Source organism: Erythrobacter donghaensis (genome assembly GCF_001557325.1).
GTDB lineage: Bacteria > Pseudomonadota > Alphaproteobacteria > Sphingomonadales > Sphingomonadaceae > Erythrobacter > Erythrobacter donghaensis_B.
Genome location: NZ_LSJS01000292.1, coordinates 33980 through 49350, shown reverse-complemented (window position 1 = coordinate 49350; position 15371 = coordinate 33980). Strand labels below are relative to the sequence as shown.

The window sequence follows — 15371 nt, the reverse complement described above, 5'->3', positions numbered from 1 at the left end:
GCCCCCTCACAAGGATGCCGACACCATGAACGCCCCCGCCACTCTCTCCGCCCCCGTCAATCCGGGCATGGACGAGGAGACCTTCGAGCAGTTCGCCGAGCAGCTCGCGCGCTATGTCCGCGAACGCCTGATCCCGGCCGAGCCGCAGGTGATCGCCGAGGATCGCATCCCCGAAGCGATCGTCAACGAGATGCGCGAGATGGGCCTGTTCGGCCTCTCGGTGCCCGAGGAATACGGCGGCGCGGGGCTCAACATGACGCAATATGCCCGCGTCGTGAACATCATGGCCTATGCCGCACCCGCGTACCGTTCGATCTTCTCGATCAATGTCGGAATGTTCGCGAGCGCGCTGAAGAACGGCGCCACGGAGGCGCAGAAGGCCGAGTGGTATCCGCAGATCGCGGAAGGCAAGATCGCCTGCTTCGGCCTGACCGAGCCCGGCTCGGGCAGCGACAGCGCGGCGATGGCGACCACCGCCACCCCCGACCCCGACGGCAACGGCTGGATCCTCAACGGCACCAAGCGCTACATCACCAACGCCCCCCACGCCGACGTCGCGCTGATCATGGCGCGCACCAGCAAGGAGGCTCTGCCCAAGAACGCGCATGTCAGCGCCTTTCTGGTGCCGATGAACGCGCCGGGGGTTTCGACCGGCTCGCCCGACAGGAAGATGGGCCAGTCGGGCTCGCACATTTCCGACATCATGCTCGACGATGTGCGCGTGCCCGGCGACGCGCTGCTCGGCGGGGAGACCGGCAAGGGCTTCGTCTTCGCGATGAAGAGCCTCGACAACGGGCGCATTTCCGTGGGCGCGGCGGCGACCGGCTATGCCCGCCGCGCGCTGGATTCGGCGCTGCGCTACGCCAACGAGCGCAAGGCCTTCGGCGAGCCGATCGCCAATTTCCAGCTGATCCAGCAGATGCTCGCCGACAGCGAGATCGAGATCTACGCCGCCGAAGCGATGATGAAGGACGTCACCGCGCGGGCCGACCGTGGCGAGAACATTCTGGTGAAGGCCGCCGCCTTCAAGGTCTTCGCCTCCGAGATGTGCGGCCGGGTGGTCGACCGCGTGGTGCAGATCTACGGCGGGGCGGGCTACCTCGCCGAATACGACGCCGAGCGCTTCTTCCGCGATGCGCGCATCTACCGCATCTACGAGGGCACGACGCAGATCCTCCAGCTCCAGATCGCCAAGCACATGCTGCGCGAGTGGAAAGAGAATGCGTGAACCCTTGTCATTCCCGCGAAAGCGGGAACCCAGAGCGGCAAGGTCCCGCGGGTGGCCCTGGGTCCCCGCTTTCGCGGGGATGACATGTGTATAATCTGCTGAACGACCTCTCGATCGTCGAAGTTTCAAGCTTCGTCGCCTCGCCGACCGCCGGGCTCTACTGCGCGCAGCTGGGCGCGGAGGTGATCCGGGTCGACCACAAGGCGGGGGGGCTCGATTACAACCGCTACATGCTCACGCGGGAGGGTCGGTCCCTGTCGTGGGAGAACCTCAACCGCGCCAAGAAGTCGGTCGCGCTCGATCTGCAATCGCCGCAAGGGCGCGAGCTGCTGGTGGAGCTGGCGGCGAAGGTCGGCCAGTGCATCACCAACCTGCCGGAGCAGTCCTTCCTCAGCCACGCCGCCATGCAGGCCAAGCGCGCGGACATGATCTCCTTGCGCATCATGGGCTGGCACGACGGGCGCCAGGCGATGGACTTCACGGTCAACGCCGCCTCGGGCTACCCGCTGATGTGCGGGCCGGAGGAGTGGGACCCGGCGACCGCGCCCCCTGTGAATCAGGTGCTCCCGGCGTGGGACTTCATCACCGGTGCCTATGGCGCCTTCGCCCTGCTCGCCGCGCTGCGCCACCGCGACCGCACCGGCGAGGGCAGCGAGGTGCGCCTGCCGCTGGGCGACGTCGCGATCGGCACCATGGCGAACGCCGGGCTGATGGCCGAGGTGCTCTACCGCGTTGGCGACCGCGAGCGGCTCGGCAATGCGATCTGGGGCGCGTTCGGGCGCGATTTCCGCAGCCGTGACGGCGTGCGCTTCATGGTCGCCGCGCTGACTCCCAAGCAGTGGAGCGGGCTGGTGCGCGCCTTCGGACTCGAGGCCGGGATCGCCGCGCTCGAGGCCGAGCATGGCGTCCGCTTCGCCGACGGGGACACCCCGCGCTTCCAGCACCGCCACGCCCTGTTCGACCTGTTCCAGCAGACCGCGGACGGGATGGATTACGCGACCCTCGCATCGCGAATGGCCGCCGAGGGCTGCACCTTCGAACGCTACCGCACCGCCCACGAGGCCGCCAACGACCCGGTGCTGGTGGCGGACAACCCGCTGTTCGGCCCCTCGCCCGCCAACCCGAGCGGCTTCGAATACCCCGCCACCCGCAGCTTCGCGAACCTTCCGGGCCGCGCAGCAGGCGACCCTGCGCCCGCGCCCTATCTCGGCCAGCATTCCGAGGAAGTGCTGGCCGAGAAGCTGGGCCTCTCCTCCGGCGCCATCGGCAAGCTGGTCGATGCGGGCACCGTGGCTCTTTCTGACAAGGACAAGCAATGACCAGACGCGCCGCCATCGTTTCGCCCCTGCGCACCCCGGTGGGCAAGTTCCTCGGCGGGCTTTCCAGCATGAACGCGGGCGAGCTCGGCGCGGTGATCCTCAAGGCGCTGATCGAGCGTTCCGGCATCGACCCGGAGCGCGTCGACGATGTCGTGTTCTCGCAGGGCTACGGCAATGGCGAGGCCCCCGCGATCGGCCACTGGAGCTGGCTTGCGGCGGGGCTCCCCATCGAGGTGCCCGGTTTCCAGCTTGACCGCCGCTGCGGCTCGGGCGTGCAGGCGGTGGCGACGGCGGCGATGATGGTCGAGACCGGGATGGCCGACGTGGTGGTCGCGGGCGGCGTGGAGAGCATGTCGAATGTCGAGCACTACACCCTCGCCGCGCGCGGGGGCGTCAGGATGGGCGACATGGTGCTGCATGATCGCCTCAGCCGGGGCCGGGTGATGAGCCAGCCGATCGAACGCTTCGGGGTGATCACCGGGATGATCGAGACGGCGGAGAACCTCGCCAAGGATTACGGCATCACCCGCGAGGAGGCCGACGCCTTCGCGGTCCGCTCCCACCAGAATGCCGCCCGCGCCTGGACCGAGGGCAAGTTCGCCGAGCAACTCGTCCCGGTGGCGATCCCGCAGCGCAAGGGCGACGCGGTCATCTTCGACCATGACGAGGGTTATCGCGCCGACGCGAGCATGGAGACCTTGGGCAAGCTCGCCCCGATCGACCTGCGCCGCGATCCCGAAGCCATCGTCACCGCGGGCAACGCCAGCCAGCAGAACGATGCGGCCGCCGCCTGTCTGGTGGTAGCGGAGGACAAGCTCGAGGAACTCGGCCTCACCCCGATGCTGTGGTTTGGCGGCTGGGCCGCGGCGGGCTGTGACCCCTCGCGCATGGGCATCGGCCCGGTGCCGGCGGTGGAGCGCCTGTTCGCGCGGCGCGGTTACTCATGGGACGACATCGGCCTTGTCGAACTCAACGAGGCCTTCGCCCCGCAGGTGCTCGCCGTGCTCAAGGGCTGGGGCTGGTCGGACGACGACTCCCGCCGCGAGATCCTCAACGTCAACGGATCGGGCATCAGCCTCGGCCACCCCATCGGCGCAACCGGGGGCCGCATCCTCGCCGACATGGCGCACGAGATGCACAGAAGGGGCGTGCGCTACGGGCTCGAGACCATGTGCATCGGCGGCGGGCAGGGGATCGCGGCGGTGTTCGAGCGGGCGGCGTGAGCTTCGACGCATGGATCGGGCGCGAGACCCGCGCCGCCGACCGTCTCGACGAGGGGCTGGCGGCGCGCTGGCTCGCCACCTTCGACCTGCCGCGCCCCGATCCGGCGATCATGCCGCAGGGCATCCACTTCGCCCTGTGCACCCCCGATGCGCCCACCGCGCTGCTGGGCGAGGACGGGCATCCGGCGCGCGATGACAGCGCCGCGAGCTTCCTCCCCCCCTTCCCCATGCCGCGCCGGATGTGGGCTTCGAGCAAGATCGCCTTCCACGCCCCCATCGCTATCGGCGCGGTGATCGAGCGGAGCAGCCGAGTTGCGGCAATAAGCGAGAAGGCGGGCGGCTCGGGCCGCCTCGCCTTCGTCGATGTCGAGCATGTCACTCAGGCGAACGGCACCGTGGCAGTCGTCGAAACGCAGACGCTCGTCTACCGCGAGGCCGCCGCGCCCGATGCGCCGCTCTCGCCCCCGCCACCGGGTGAGGCCGCGTTCGATCCCTCGGGATGGGAGGCGCACCGCAACCTCACCCCGGACCCGCGGCTGCTGTTCCGCTATTCGGCGCTGACCTTCAACACCCACCGTATCCACTATGACGCGCCCTATGCCGAACAGGTCGAGCGCTATCGGGGCCTCGTGGTCCACGGGCCGCTCAACGCCAGCCTGCTGCTGCAACTCGCGGCGCGCGAACTGGGCGAGAACCGCCTGCGAAGGTTCCAATTCCGCGGCCTCTCCCCCGCCATCGCGGGCGAGCCGCTGCATCTGGTGATGCGCAAGGACGAGACGGGATACGAGCTGGCGGCGTTTGCGCGCGACGGTCGGCAAGTGACGGCGGCGAGCGCGGGCGTCTAGCTCCCCTCCCAATCCGCGATCGGCTTCAGCACCTTGTATTTCTCCTTCGCGGGCTTCCGCCCCAGCTCGGGAAAGTCGATCGCCTCGGGCTCCGCGTGGGTATCGGGAATGCGCGAGAGCAGGTCGCGCACCAGTGTCAGCCGCCCGCGCCGCTGGTCGTTGAAATCGACGATGGTCCAAGGCGCATGCTCCGTGTGCGTCGCCTTGAGCATCGCCTCGCGCGCCTTGGTGTAATCATCGTATTTCTCGCGTGCGGCGAGGTCGATGGGTGAGAGCTTCCAGCGCTTCAGCGGATCCTCGAGCCGCTCGCGCAGGCGCTCTTCCTGCTTTTCCTGGTCGGCGGCGAGCCAGTATTTGAACAACAGGATGCCGTCGTCGACCAGCAGTTTTTCAAAGGCGGGCACCGCCTTGAGGAAGGCGTCCACTTGCTCTGGCGAGGCATAACCCATCACCTTCTCGACGCCCGCGCGGTTGTACCACGAGCGGTCGAACAGAACGATCTCGCCCGCGGTCGGCAGGTGGGCGACGTAGCGCTGGAAGTACCATTGCCCCAGCTCCGCCTCGGTCGGCTTGCCGAGCGCCACGGTGCGGCACTGGCGCGGGTTGAGGCTGTCGCGCACCGCGGTGATCGCGCCGCCCTTGCCCGCGGTGTCGCGCCCTTCGAACAGCACCACCACGCGGGCGCCGCTCGCCTTGACCCAGCGCGCCATGCTGACCAGTTCGAGCGTCAGCGGTTCGAGCGCCGCCTCGTAATCCTTGCGCTTCATGCCCATCGGCAACTCCCCGTGTTTGTCCTGCGCCCGCGAAAGTAGTATCGCCTGAAACCATGGCGACTCTCGCAGACCCCGAGCCCGATTTTGTCACCCTGCCGCAAATGGCGGCGGAAGTCTTCACCGCGCCGCTCGCGCGCCCGGCCCATGTCGGCGAGGACTGGCTCGAGCCCGCCCAGACCGCCTACACGGGCGAGGACCACCGCGTGTGGGACGATCTCTTCGCCCGCCAGATGGAGGTGCTGCCGGGCCGCGCGTGCAGCGCGTTCATGGCTGGCCTCGAAAAACTCGACCTGGGGCGCGGGGGCGTGCCGGAATTCCGCAAGCTGTCGGAGGAGCTCGGCGCGCTCACCGGGTGGAGCGTCGTGCCCGTGCCGATGCTCATCCCCGATCACGTGTTCTTCTGGCACCTCGCCAACCGGCGCTTCCCGGCGGGCAATTTCATCCGCACCCGCGAGACCTTCGACTACATCGAGGAGCCCGACGTCTTCCACGACGTGTTCGGCCACGTGCCGATGCTCACCGATCCCGTCTATGCCGATTACATGCAGGAATATGGCCGCGCCGGGTGGAAGGCGATGCGCTACAACCGGCTGAAGGCCCTGGGCGCGCTCTACTGGTACACGGTGGAGTTCGGCCTGATCGAGGAGGCGGGCGCGGTGCGGGCCTATGGCGCAGGCATCCTGTCAGGCCCGACCGAGGCGAGGTTCGCCGTGGAGGCCGAAAGCCCCAACCGCATCATGCTCAATGTCGACCGGGTGATGCGCACCGATTACGTCATCAGCGATCTGCAGCCGACCTATTTCGTGATCGAGAGCTTCCAGGACCTCTACCGCCAGACGGTGGAACGCGATTTCGACCGGCTGTACCGCAGCCTTCCGGCGGGGTTCACCTATGCCAATTCGGCGGTGATCGATGTCGACAATGTGCTGCACCGAGGCACGCAGGAGTATCACCTGCGCGGCGGGCGGGGCAGCGGGGCGGTGCCGGTCTAGGGAATCGAGGCCGCAGGCCTCGCAAGGCCGCCAAGAGGATTGGGCGCCCGCCCGAGCTTATGCGAGGAAAGCCAAGGTGGACGGATGTCCACCGCCCGGCGCCTCGGGGCGGAACAGATTACGCCTTTACCCGCCGCCGCGATGCAATCGCGTGATACAGCACCAGTACCGCCGCACAGGCCGCAAGTGCCACGCCGAGGCTCAGGAAGGAGAGGCTGCCGATCATGGTGCCGTCATTGGCGATCTCGCCCGCCACGACCGAGGCGATCATGCCCAGCATCACCTGACGCAGGATCGCGCCCGGCGCCTCGGTGCGCGCCAGGATCGAGGCCAGCCAGCCCAGAGTTGCGCCCAACACGATCAGCACCAGCAACGCCATTGTGTCTCAAGTCTCCGAGAGGGGGTCCGCCTGGCATTTCCGTCAGCGCGGGTTCGCCTTCCTAACCAGCGGCAGGGCGGACGGTTCCAGAAAAGTGCTCTATCCGAGCGTCAGCCAGGCCAAACCCGCCGCGCCGAGCACGATCCGGTACCAGGCGAAGGGCGCAAAGCCGATCTTCGTCACCACCGCGACGAACAGCTTGACCACCACCAGCGCGGTCACGAAGCCCACCGCCGAGCCGATCCCGATCAGCTGGAAATCGTCGCCGGTGAGGCCGCCGCCATGCTTGTAGAGCTGGTAGACGGTCGCGCCCGACAGGGTCGGCACGGCGAGGAAGAAGCTGAACTCGGCCGCGGTCTTGCGGTCCACCCCGAAGGCCATCGCGCCGAGGATCGTCGCGCCCGAACGGCTGACGCCGGGGATCATCGCGAGGCACTGCACGATCCCGATCAGGATCGCAGTGCGCAACGGGACGCCCGCAACCCCGGGCCCCTCGGCGGGTGGGTGCGCCCAGCGCTCGATCGCGAGGATCGCGATGCCGCCGATAATCAGCGACCAGCACACCAGCACCGCATTGCCGAGCATCGTCTCGATGATGTCGCCGAAGGCAAGGCCGAGGATCACCGCCGGGAAGAACGCCACCAAGAGGTTGCGCACGAAGGCGAGCGCGCCCTTCTCGAAACCGAACAGGCCCTTGGCCACGTCCCAGAAGGTGCGCCAGTAAAGCACAACGATGGCAAGGATCGCGGCGGGCTGGATCGCGATGTTGAACACCTCCCACTCGGCCTGGTCGAAGCCCAGGAACTCGGTCGCGAGGATCAGGTGCCCGGTCGAGGAGACGGGCAGGAACTCGGTCAGCCCCTCGAGGATGCCGAGCAGGATTGCGGCTAAGGTGTCGGTCATGGGCGCAGCGCTTCGACGAGGGCCGCGGCCAAGTCAAACCAAAAGGCCGACGCGGATCACAGGCCGACTTGTGCGGCGCACGCTGCACGGCCCGCCGCAGGACGGGCCGCGAGCGCACGCGCGCGAGCCGCAGGTGCTCAAGCCCGCAGGGCTTGAAACAGCACCGAGGACGTGCCCGCGGAGGCGGGCACGTCCACAAGAAGGCTTACCAGATCCGCACGCGCTTTTCGGGCGGCAGGTACATCGCGTCGCCCGGCTTGACGCCGAAGGCCTCGTACCATTCGTCGAGCTGGCGCACGACGCCGTTGACGCGGTACTCCTCGGGGCTGTGCGGGTCGGTGAGCAGGCGGTTGCGGTAATTCGCCTCGCGCTGGGTCGAGCGCCACACCTGCGCCCAGGCGAGGAAGAAGCGCTGGTCGCCGGTGAGCCCGTCGATCACCGGCACCTCCTTGCCCTTGGTCGCGATCTTGTAGGCGCGGTAGGCCATCGAGAGCCCGCCGACATCGCCGATGTTCTCGCCCAGCGTGAAGCGGCCGTTGACGCAGGTCTTGCCCTCATCGAGCGGGCAGAAGGCGTTGTACTGCGCCACCAGCGCATCGCCAAGCTTGTCGAAGGCGGCGCGGTCGGCATCGGTCCACCAGTTGCGCAGGGCTCCGCTCGCATCGGACTTGGAGCCCTGGTCGTCGAAGCCGTGGCCGATCTCGTGCCCGATCACGCCCCCGATCGCGCCGTAGTTGACCGCGATGTCGTTGGTCAGCGCGAAGAACGGCTGCTGGAGGATGCCGGCGGGGAAGACGATCTCGTTCTTCACCGAGTTGTAATAGGCGTTCACCGTCTGCGGCAGCATCGCCCACTCGGTGCGGTCGACAGGCTGGCCGAGCTTGGCCACATTGTCGGCCCGCGCCCAGGCCGCGGTCGCCATGCGGTTGCCGATCGGATCGCCCGCCGTGATCGTGAGACCGTCATAGGTCTCGAGGTTGGAGCGGTAGCCGATCTTGGGATCGAAGCTGGCGAGCTTGGCGCGCGCTTCCTTCTTGGTCGCATCGCCCATCCAGGTGATCTCGTCGATCGACTGGGAGAGCGCGAGGCGCAGGTTCGCCACCAGTTCGTCCATCGCCGCCTTGCTCTGCGGCGGGAAATAGCGCGCGACATATTCCTTGCCGACCAGTTCGCCGATCAGCCCTTCCATCTCGGCAATCGCGCGCTTCCAGCGCGGACGCTGCTCCGGGGTGCCCTGCAGGGTCCGGTTGTAGAAGGCGAAGCGCGCGTCATCGAAGCGCTTGGGGAGAACGGGGGCGTTGCCCGAGAGGAACTCCTTGGCCATCCACGCCTGCAAGGTCGCAGGCGGCGTTTCGCCGAGCAGCGTCAGCATGCCGGGCAGCCCGCTCCCGATCTTGGCGAGGGTGGCTGCGTCGAGCTTGCCCGCGGCGATTTCCTCGGCCGTGGGCGGCATCAGGCTGACGAGGAAGCCGGGGCTCTTCTCGATCCCGATCTGGGCGAGCATCGCGGCAACCGGAACCTTGCCGCTGATCGCGGCCAGATCATCCGCCGAGAGCAGGTTGTAGGTGAGATCGCGGTTGCGCCGCACGGTGCGATCCCACGCGATCTCGCGGGCGATGGTCTCCTCGAAGGCATAGACCGATTCCGCCGCTGCGGCCGGGTCCTGATAGCCCGCCTCGCCGAGCAGGAAGGTGAGATAGGCCTTGTACTTGGCCTGGATCTCGCGGCCCTTGTCGGTGGTGTCGAGATAGTAGTCGCGATCGGGCATGCCGAGCCCGCCGAAGCCAACGCTGGCGATCTGGCGATCGGGCTGCTTGGCATCGATGGTCACAAAGGCGTTGACCGGGCTGGCGAAGCCGGGCGTCGCCCACAGGTCGGCGAGCTTTTCGAGCGAGGTCGCGCCGTAGATGCGCTGAAGCCAGGGCTGCGCCGGGGCAAGTCCCGCAGCCTCGATCGCCTCGGTATCGAGGAACGAGCGGTAGGCATCGAGGATGCGCTTCTGATCGGCCGAGAGGCTGGCCGGATCCTTGGCGGCGAACTCGTCGACCAGCGCCTTGACGTCGGCGGTGCTCTTCTCACCGAGCAGGGTGAAGGCCCCGATGCGGCTGAATTCGGGCGGCAGCGGGTTGGCGTCGATCCACTTCTTGTTGGCATAGGCGTTGAAGTCGTCGCCCGGCTTGATGTCGGTGGAGAGGTAGGCGGGATCGAAGCCCCATTCGCCGAAGCTGATGGTCGGCAGCGCAGAACCGGTATCGGTGCTCTGGAGCGTCTCGGTTGCGTCATCATGCGCGTGGTCATCGGCCAGCGCGGGGGTTGCCAGAGCGAGCAGGCTCGCGCCGAGGAGGGCGGCGGTCTTGTGGATCATGTGAAACTCGAGTCCCTGTGAAGCTGCGACAGGATGTCGGCTCGACGTCACAATAACGTCGCGAAGGGCAAAGGGTTGCCTTTCGTCCGGTCGTGGCGGGTATTCGTCGAATTGTGCCGCGACGTTGCTGTGTCCCGCCCCCTCAACGGAACCGCAAGCTCACGCCGCGTCGGCGGCGAATTGCAGCCGCGCCAGCCGCGCATAGAGCCCGCCCGCCTTGGTCAGTGCGTCATGCGTCCCCTGCTCGACGATCCGGCCCTCGTCGAGCACCACGATCCGGTCGGCCGCGCGCACCGTGGCGAGGCGGTGGGCGATCACCAGCGTGGTGCGGTTCGCCATCAGGCCTTCGAGGGCCTGCTGGACGAGCTGCTCGCTCTCGGCATCCAATGCACTGGTCGCCTCGTCGAGGAGCAGGATCGGCGCATCGCGCAGCAGCGCGCGGGCGATGGCGACGCGTTGCTGCTGCCCGCCCGATAGCTGCGTCCCGCCTTCGCCGAGATGCGTGTCGAGCCCCAACGGCAGCGCGCGCAGGAAGCTTTCGGCATTGGCCGCGCGGGCGGCCTGCCAGATTTCGGCGTCGGTGGCGTCCCACTTGCCGTAGCGCAGGTTGTCGCGCGCATTGGCGCTGAACAGCACGCCGACCTGCGGCACCAGCGCGATGCGGGCGCGGATGTCGGCCGGGTCGGCGCTGGTGAGCGGCACGCCGTCGATGCGGATCGTGCCCGCTTGCGGATCGTAGAACCGCTCGACCAGCTGGAAGATGGTCGATTTGCCTGCCCCGGAAGGCCCGACGATGGCGACTGTCTCGCCCGGCTCGATCTCGAGCGTGAAGTCGCGCAAGGCCGCCGCCTCGGGCCGCGCGGGGTAGCGGAAGGTGACGTTGCGAAAGGAGAGGCTGCCGCGCGCCGGCTCGGGCAGGCGTTCGGGGCGCGCAGGCGGCGCGATCTCCGGCCGGGCGTCGAGCAGTTCGGCGAGCCGGCTCGCCGCGCCCGCGCCGCGCAACAGGTCGCCATAGACTTCGGTGAGCGCGCCCAGGGCGCCCGCGACCAGCCCGCCGGTGAGCACGAAGGCGGCGATGGTGCCGCCGCTGATCTCGCCCGCGGCCACGGCGAGCGCGCCGCGCCACATCACCAGCACCACCCCGCCGAACACTAGCAGGATCACCACCGTCGTCATCGCCGCGCGCAGCAGGATGCGCCGCCGCGCCGTCTCGAAGGTGCCCTCGACCACGCTGGCGAAACGCTCGTTCTCGCGCCCCTCCTGCCCGAAGCTCTGGACGATCTTCATCGCCGAGAGCACTTCGGTGACATAGGCACCGACATCGGCGATGCGGTCCTGGCTGGAGCGCGAGACCGCGCGGATCTTGCGCCCGAAGAACACGATCGGGATGACGATCAGCGGAATGCCGATCAGCAGACCCAATGTCAGCGAGGGCGCGAGGTAGACGAGGAACCCGATCCCGCCGATGCCCGTCAGCGTGTTCCGCAGCGCCACCGAGACGGTGGTGCCCACCACGTTCTCGATCACCGCGGTGTCGCTCGTCATCCGGCTCGAGATTTCCTTGGGGCTGTTGACCTCGTAGAAGCCGGGCGAGAGACGCAGCAGGTTCTCCTGCACGCGCAGGCGGATGTCGGCGACCACGCGCTCGCCGATCCAGCTGACGAAATAGAACCGCAGCGCCGTGCCGAGGCCGAGGATCGCGACGATCATCAGCAGGTACTGGAAGGCATGGCCGATCTGCTCCGGGTCGGCCCCGCCGGAGAAGGCCTCGTCGATGATCACCTTGAAGCGGTAGGGGATCGCCAGCGTCGCCGCCGAGGTGATGAACAGCGCAACCAGCGCCAGCGCGATCTGGCGCGGGTAGCGCAGCGCGGTGCCGAACACCATCCGCAGGGGCGCAAGGCTGCGCGACCTGGGCGCGGGCTGGGCCTCGGCCGGGGCGGACAGCACCGCGGCCGCTGGCTGTGACAGGTCTTCGGGGGTCTCGGACGCGGTGTGCGGAGGGTGATCGCCGTGCATGGTCGCATGCCTCTAGACCCGCTGGCGGCCAAGATCACGTGCAAAAAGCGGCGGGGCCGCGCGCATCCCGGGGAAGACAGTGGCTATTGTGCATTGCACAATCCCTGACGAGCGGCCATCTTGCCCGCAAGCGGCATCCGCCCAAGAGACGCCGCACCCGTTCGTTTCGCACCACGAGGTCCCCCATGCTCTACTTCGCCTACGAGATGCAGCGCAGCTGGATGAACAGCGCGAGCGCCCTTGTCTCCATCGGGTCGGAGCTTTTGTCGAACCCGGTCAACCCCTTGGGCTACACCGGCTTCGGCCCGATGGCGGCGAGCGCGCTCGATGTCTTCGCCCATGCGACCGCGAGCTACGACAAGCCCGAATTCGGCATCCGCGAGATCTCGGTCGGCGGCCACTGCTACCCCGTCAGCGAATCGACCGTGCTGCGGCGTCCCTTCGGCGACCTCAAGCGCTTCCGGGTCGAAGGCCTCGGCAAGGATCGCCCGCGCCTGTTGATCGTCGCCCCGATGAGCGGCCACTATGCCACGCTGCTGCGCGGCACGGTCGAACGCATGCTCGAAAGCTGCGAGGTGTTCATCACCGACTGGGCCGATGCCAAGATGGTGCCGATGGACCGCGGCGAGTTCGATCTCGACGACTACATCGACTACCTGATCGCGTTCCTCGAGCACATCACCCGCAAGAACGAGGGCCGCCGCGCGCACATGATGGCGGTGTGCCAGCCGAGCGTGCCCGCCTTCGCCGCAACCGCGCTCCTCAACCTGCGCCAGTCCCCCGCCGCACCGCTGACGCTGACCATGATGGGCGGCCCGATCGATACCCGCGAATGCCCGACGGTCGTCAACAACGTGGCGATGCAGCGCCCGATCGAATGGTTCCGCCAGAGCGTGATCGCCACGGTGCCCTTCAAGTACCCGGGCGCGGGGCGGCGGGTCTATCCGGGCTTCATGCAGCTCTCGGCCTTCATGAGCATGAACCTCAGAAGCCACATGATGAGCCACTACGAGATGTTCAAGCATCTCACCGCCGGCGACGAGGCCTCCGCGCAGGCCACCAAGGACTTCTACGACGAATACCGCAGCGTGTGCGACATGACCGCCGAGTTCTACCTCCAGACGGTGGAGGAGGTGTTCCAGAAGCACTCGATCCCCAAGGGCGAGTTCCGCCACAAGGGCGAGCTCGTGGACATCAAGCAGATCACCGACACCGCACTGCTGGCGATCGAGGGCGAGCGCGACGATATCTCGGGCCTCGGCCAGACCCGCGCCGCATTGAAGCTGACCCCGAACCTGCCCGAGGCGAAGAAGCGTTACTACATGGCCGAGGGCGCTGGGCACTACGGCATCTTCAACGGCTCGCGCTGGCGGACCAAGGTCGCCCCGGTGGTCGAGGAATGGATCGCCGCCCACGGCGAATGACGCGTCGGGAAGGTGACAAAGGTTACACCGTGTCACTTTCCCAACTTGTCCTATTCTGCAAATATCGCAGGGACTTGTTTCGGATTTTCCGGGCGGACGGACAGGGAGTCCGCGCGATAGATCGCGTCTCGCGCCTGCGCGCTTGCGGCCCCGATGCCGCGCCGATCACGATTCCGAAAGAGCCGGCTGTTCGATTAACAGGCCGCGCGGGAGTAGGAAAACGCCCCCGGATCGGACCTGCGGGTGCTGAGCTCGGGAAAGTCTTCCGCAGATGCGCCGGCAACCTGACTGAAGCGTTCTTGCACATCAGCCACATCTCCAAGTCCAAGATACACCTCAACTGGGGCCTATTGGTTCAAGGGCGTTAACCCAGTTTGGGGGAAGTGCGGCAGGGACGGCCGATACGGAAGCAACAACACTCCTCAGGGTTGGCGCCGCTTGCTGACGGCGGAGCTTGGGAGTGGGGCCGATCGGCAAGCGGCTACCATGGAAGGCTTGCCCCGCATCACCGCGTAGCGGCGCCCCACAACCGATTGAAAGCGGACGGCCTAACGTCAGGTGATCAAAGAAAGCTAGTTAGTGGAAAACGCCAAGTCACGGCAAAGCAGAGCAATTTCAGCTGAGGGTGTTCGGTTAAACGGGGTCGATATCTGCCGCTCGATCGCCATTATCCTGGCGATGCTCAGCCACTCCATGGCCGAGTTCGGAATAGCCAACTTTTACGGCGAAGCTGTAATTCCTGTTCGGTTTGCCATGCAGATGGCACCGCCAATATTCATATGCCTTTTTGGCGCAATGCTGGAGCTGGCGTACTGCCGAAAAGTACGCGCGGGCCATACCTTGGCCGCCACCAACAGGCTCCTTTCGCGATCACTTCAGTGTTATGTGCTGTATGCAATCACTATCTTTGCACATGTAGTGATGGGTGACTTCTCCATCGGCTTCGCACTGCGATGCTCGCTCTTGATTGGCGGCACTCCCTACACGGACATTCTCAAGTTTTATTGTCTTGTACTCGCTTTGGCACCCCTCTTGATCGCCTTCCGGATACGGTTCGGATTGTGGGCAATTGTCGCAATTGCCGTGACCATTCACCTGCTTTATCCCGCAATTCTCAGTATACCACCGCCAGCCTTGTTCGATGGCAAAGACGTCATCGGAATGGGCACCCGGTTCCTGATTGGTGTAGGCGACACCGTCGTTGGCGGCCCATCGCTTGTACATGGATTGTCGCTGGTCTTGTTTGGCATGGTCATCGGCCGTGCGATGACCGACATCCAGAAATCATCGGAGATGGCAGCGCAGAAGGGTTGGACGCTGCTTGCTGGTATGGCTGCAGCTTTCTTTGTCGCCTCCGCGACACTGTGGGAATGGGGGCAATCCTCAGCGATGGTAGCGCAAATCGCAAATATGAGCCTACGGAATGCCAACCATCCATTGTACACAGCCTTGGGGATGAGCGCGACAGTTTCAGGGGTGATGGCATGCACCTACCTGTTTGACGTTCGTCGCATCCGCGCACTCGACAGATGGAAGTTCATCGGCACGGTCAGCCTGTTTACGTTTGCGTTCGGCAACGTCCTCTTGATCATTCAACCCTTCACTTCCGATAACGGCCTTGAGGCTCTTGCTCTATCTTCGGCGTTCGGGATCTTGATCGTGGCTCAGAGCTATCTGTACTTCACGTTGATGAAGATCGATCAGGTTGGTGGGCCGTGGCACTACCGTTCCCTGGCCAGATTAGCCCAAGGCGTTACCAAAATCAGCACTGATGCGATTACGCGGGCAGTCAAACCGCTATCAATCTCGTACAGTCAACTGGTGGACTTCCTCCTCCGGCCCCGCCCCCGTCCGCGCGTCGCCGCTTGACAGGTGTCTTAGATACACAATACACTCCGCCC

General features: G+C 66.5%; 12 protein-coding genes. 7 read left to right on the top strand and 5 right to left on the bottom strand.

What is annotated here, in order from left to right:
- The first annotated feature begins 25 nt into the window (after nt 1-25).
- The 4 genes from AX692_RS16610 (at nt 26) to AX692_RS16595 (ending at nt 4615) form a co-directional block, all read left to right on the top strand.
- A complete protein-coding gene (locus tag AX692_RS16610) occupies nt 26-1228 on the top strand; it encodes an acyl-CoA dehydrogenase family protein (protein ID WP_073974603.1) in 1203 nt (400 codons plus the stop codon).
- Between the two features lie 86 nt (nt 1229-1314).
- The gene (locus AX692_RS16605) at nt 1315-2547 is read left to right on the top strand and encodes a CoA transferase (protein WP_073974604.1); all 1233 of its coding nucleotides are present in this window, start codon (nt 1315-1317) and stop codon (nt 2545-2547) included.
- Complete coding sequence (locus tag AX692_RS16600; protein ID WP_073974605.1) at nt 2544-3770, top strand: acetyl-CoA C-acetyltransferase; 1227 nt, start codon at nt 2544-2546, stop codon at nt 3768-3770. The genes AX692_RS16605 and AX692_RS16600 overlap by 4 nt, the downstream gene beginning before the upstream one ends.
- Entirely contained in the window at nt 3767-4615 is an 849-nt protein-coding gene (locus AX692_RS16595) for an FAS1-like dehydratase domain-containing protein (protein WP_073974606.1), read from the top strand. Before AX692_RS16600 ends, AX692_RS16595 begins: the two co-directional genes overlap by 4 nt.
- Here the strand turns inward: AX692_RS16595 and ppk2 are convergent.
- Nucleotides 4612-5388: a polyphosphate kinase 2 gene (ppk2, locus tag AX692_RS16590; RefSeq protein ID WP_073974607.1), complete on the bottom strand. Its 777-nt coding sequence runs from the start codon at nt 5386-5388 to the stop codon at nt 4612-4614. The two genes, AX692_RS16595 and ppk2, sit on opposite strands and share 4 nt — an antisense overlap.
- Nucleotides 5389-5441: 53 nt before the next feature.
- Here ppk2 and phhA point away from each other — a divergent pair, with 53 nt between their 5' ends.
- A complete protein-coding gene (gene phhA / locus AX692_RS16585) occupies nt 5442-6380 on the top strand; it encodes a phenylalanine 4-monooxygenase (RefSeq protein WP_073974608.1) in 939 nt (312 codons plus the stop codon).
- A gap of 118 nt (nt 6381-6498) precedes the next feature.
- Here phhA and AX692_RS16580 read toward each other — a convergent pair whose 3' ends face one another.
- From AX692_RS16580 to AX692_RS16565, 4 genes are all read right to left on the bottom strand, one after another.
- A complete protein-coding gene (locus tag AX692_RS16580; RefSeq protein WP_073974609.1) occupies nt 6499-6759 on the bottom strand; it encodes a hypothetical protein in 261 nt (86 codons plus the stop codon).
- A 99-nt stretch (nt 6760-6858) separates the two neighbouring features.
- Nucleotides 6859-7662, bottom strand: coding sequence for an undecaprenyl-diphosphate phosphatase (locus AX692_RS16575; protein ID WP_073974610.1), 804 nt, complete (start codon nt 7660-7662; stop codon nt 6859-6861).
- 205 nt (nt 7663-7867) lie between these two features.
- Nucleotides 7868-10027 (bottom strand): M13 family metallopeptidase, encoded by a 2160-nt coding sequence (locus AX692_RS16570; protein WP_073974611.1) that lies wholly within the window; start codon nt 10025-10027, stop codon nt 7868-7870.
- Between the two features lie 159 nt (nt 10028-10186).
- Nucleotides 10187-12046 (bottom strand): ABC transporter transmembrane domain-containing protein, encoded by a 1860-nt coding sequence (locus AX692_RS16565; protein ID WP_269135507.1) that lies wholly within the window; start codon nt 12044-12046, stop codon nt 10187-10189.
- A gap of 185 nt (nt 12047-12231) precedes the next feature.
- Between AX692_RS16565 and AX692_RS16560 the strand changes: the two genes are divergently transcribed.
- Together AX692_RS16560 and opgC are read left to right on the top strand one after the other, a co-directional pair.
- The gene (locus AX692_RS16560; protein WP_073974612.1) at nt 12232-13470 is read left to right on the top strand and encodes a polyhydroxyalkanoate depolymerase; all 1239 of its coding nucleotides are present in this window, start codon (nt 12232-12234) and stop codon (nt 13468-13470) included.
- A 579-nt stretch (nt 13471-14049) separates the two neighbouring features.
- Entirely contained in the window at nt 14050-15339 is a 1290-nt protein-coding gene (gene opgC / locus AX692_RS16555) for an OpgC domain-containing protein (protein ID WP_155644964.1), read from the top strand.
- The last annotated feature ends 32 nt before the right edge of the window (nt 15340-15371 follow it).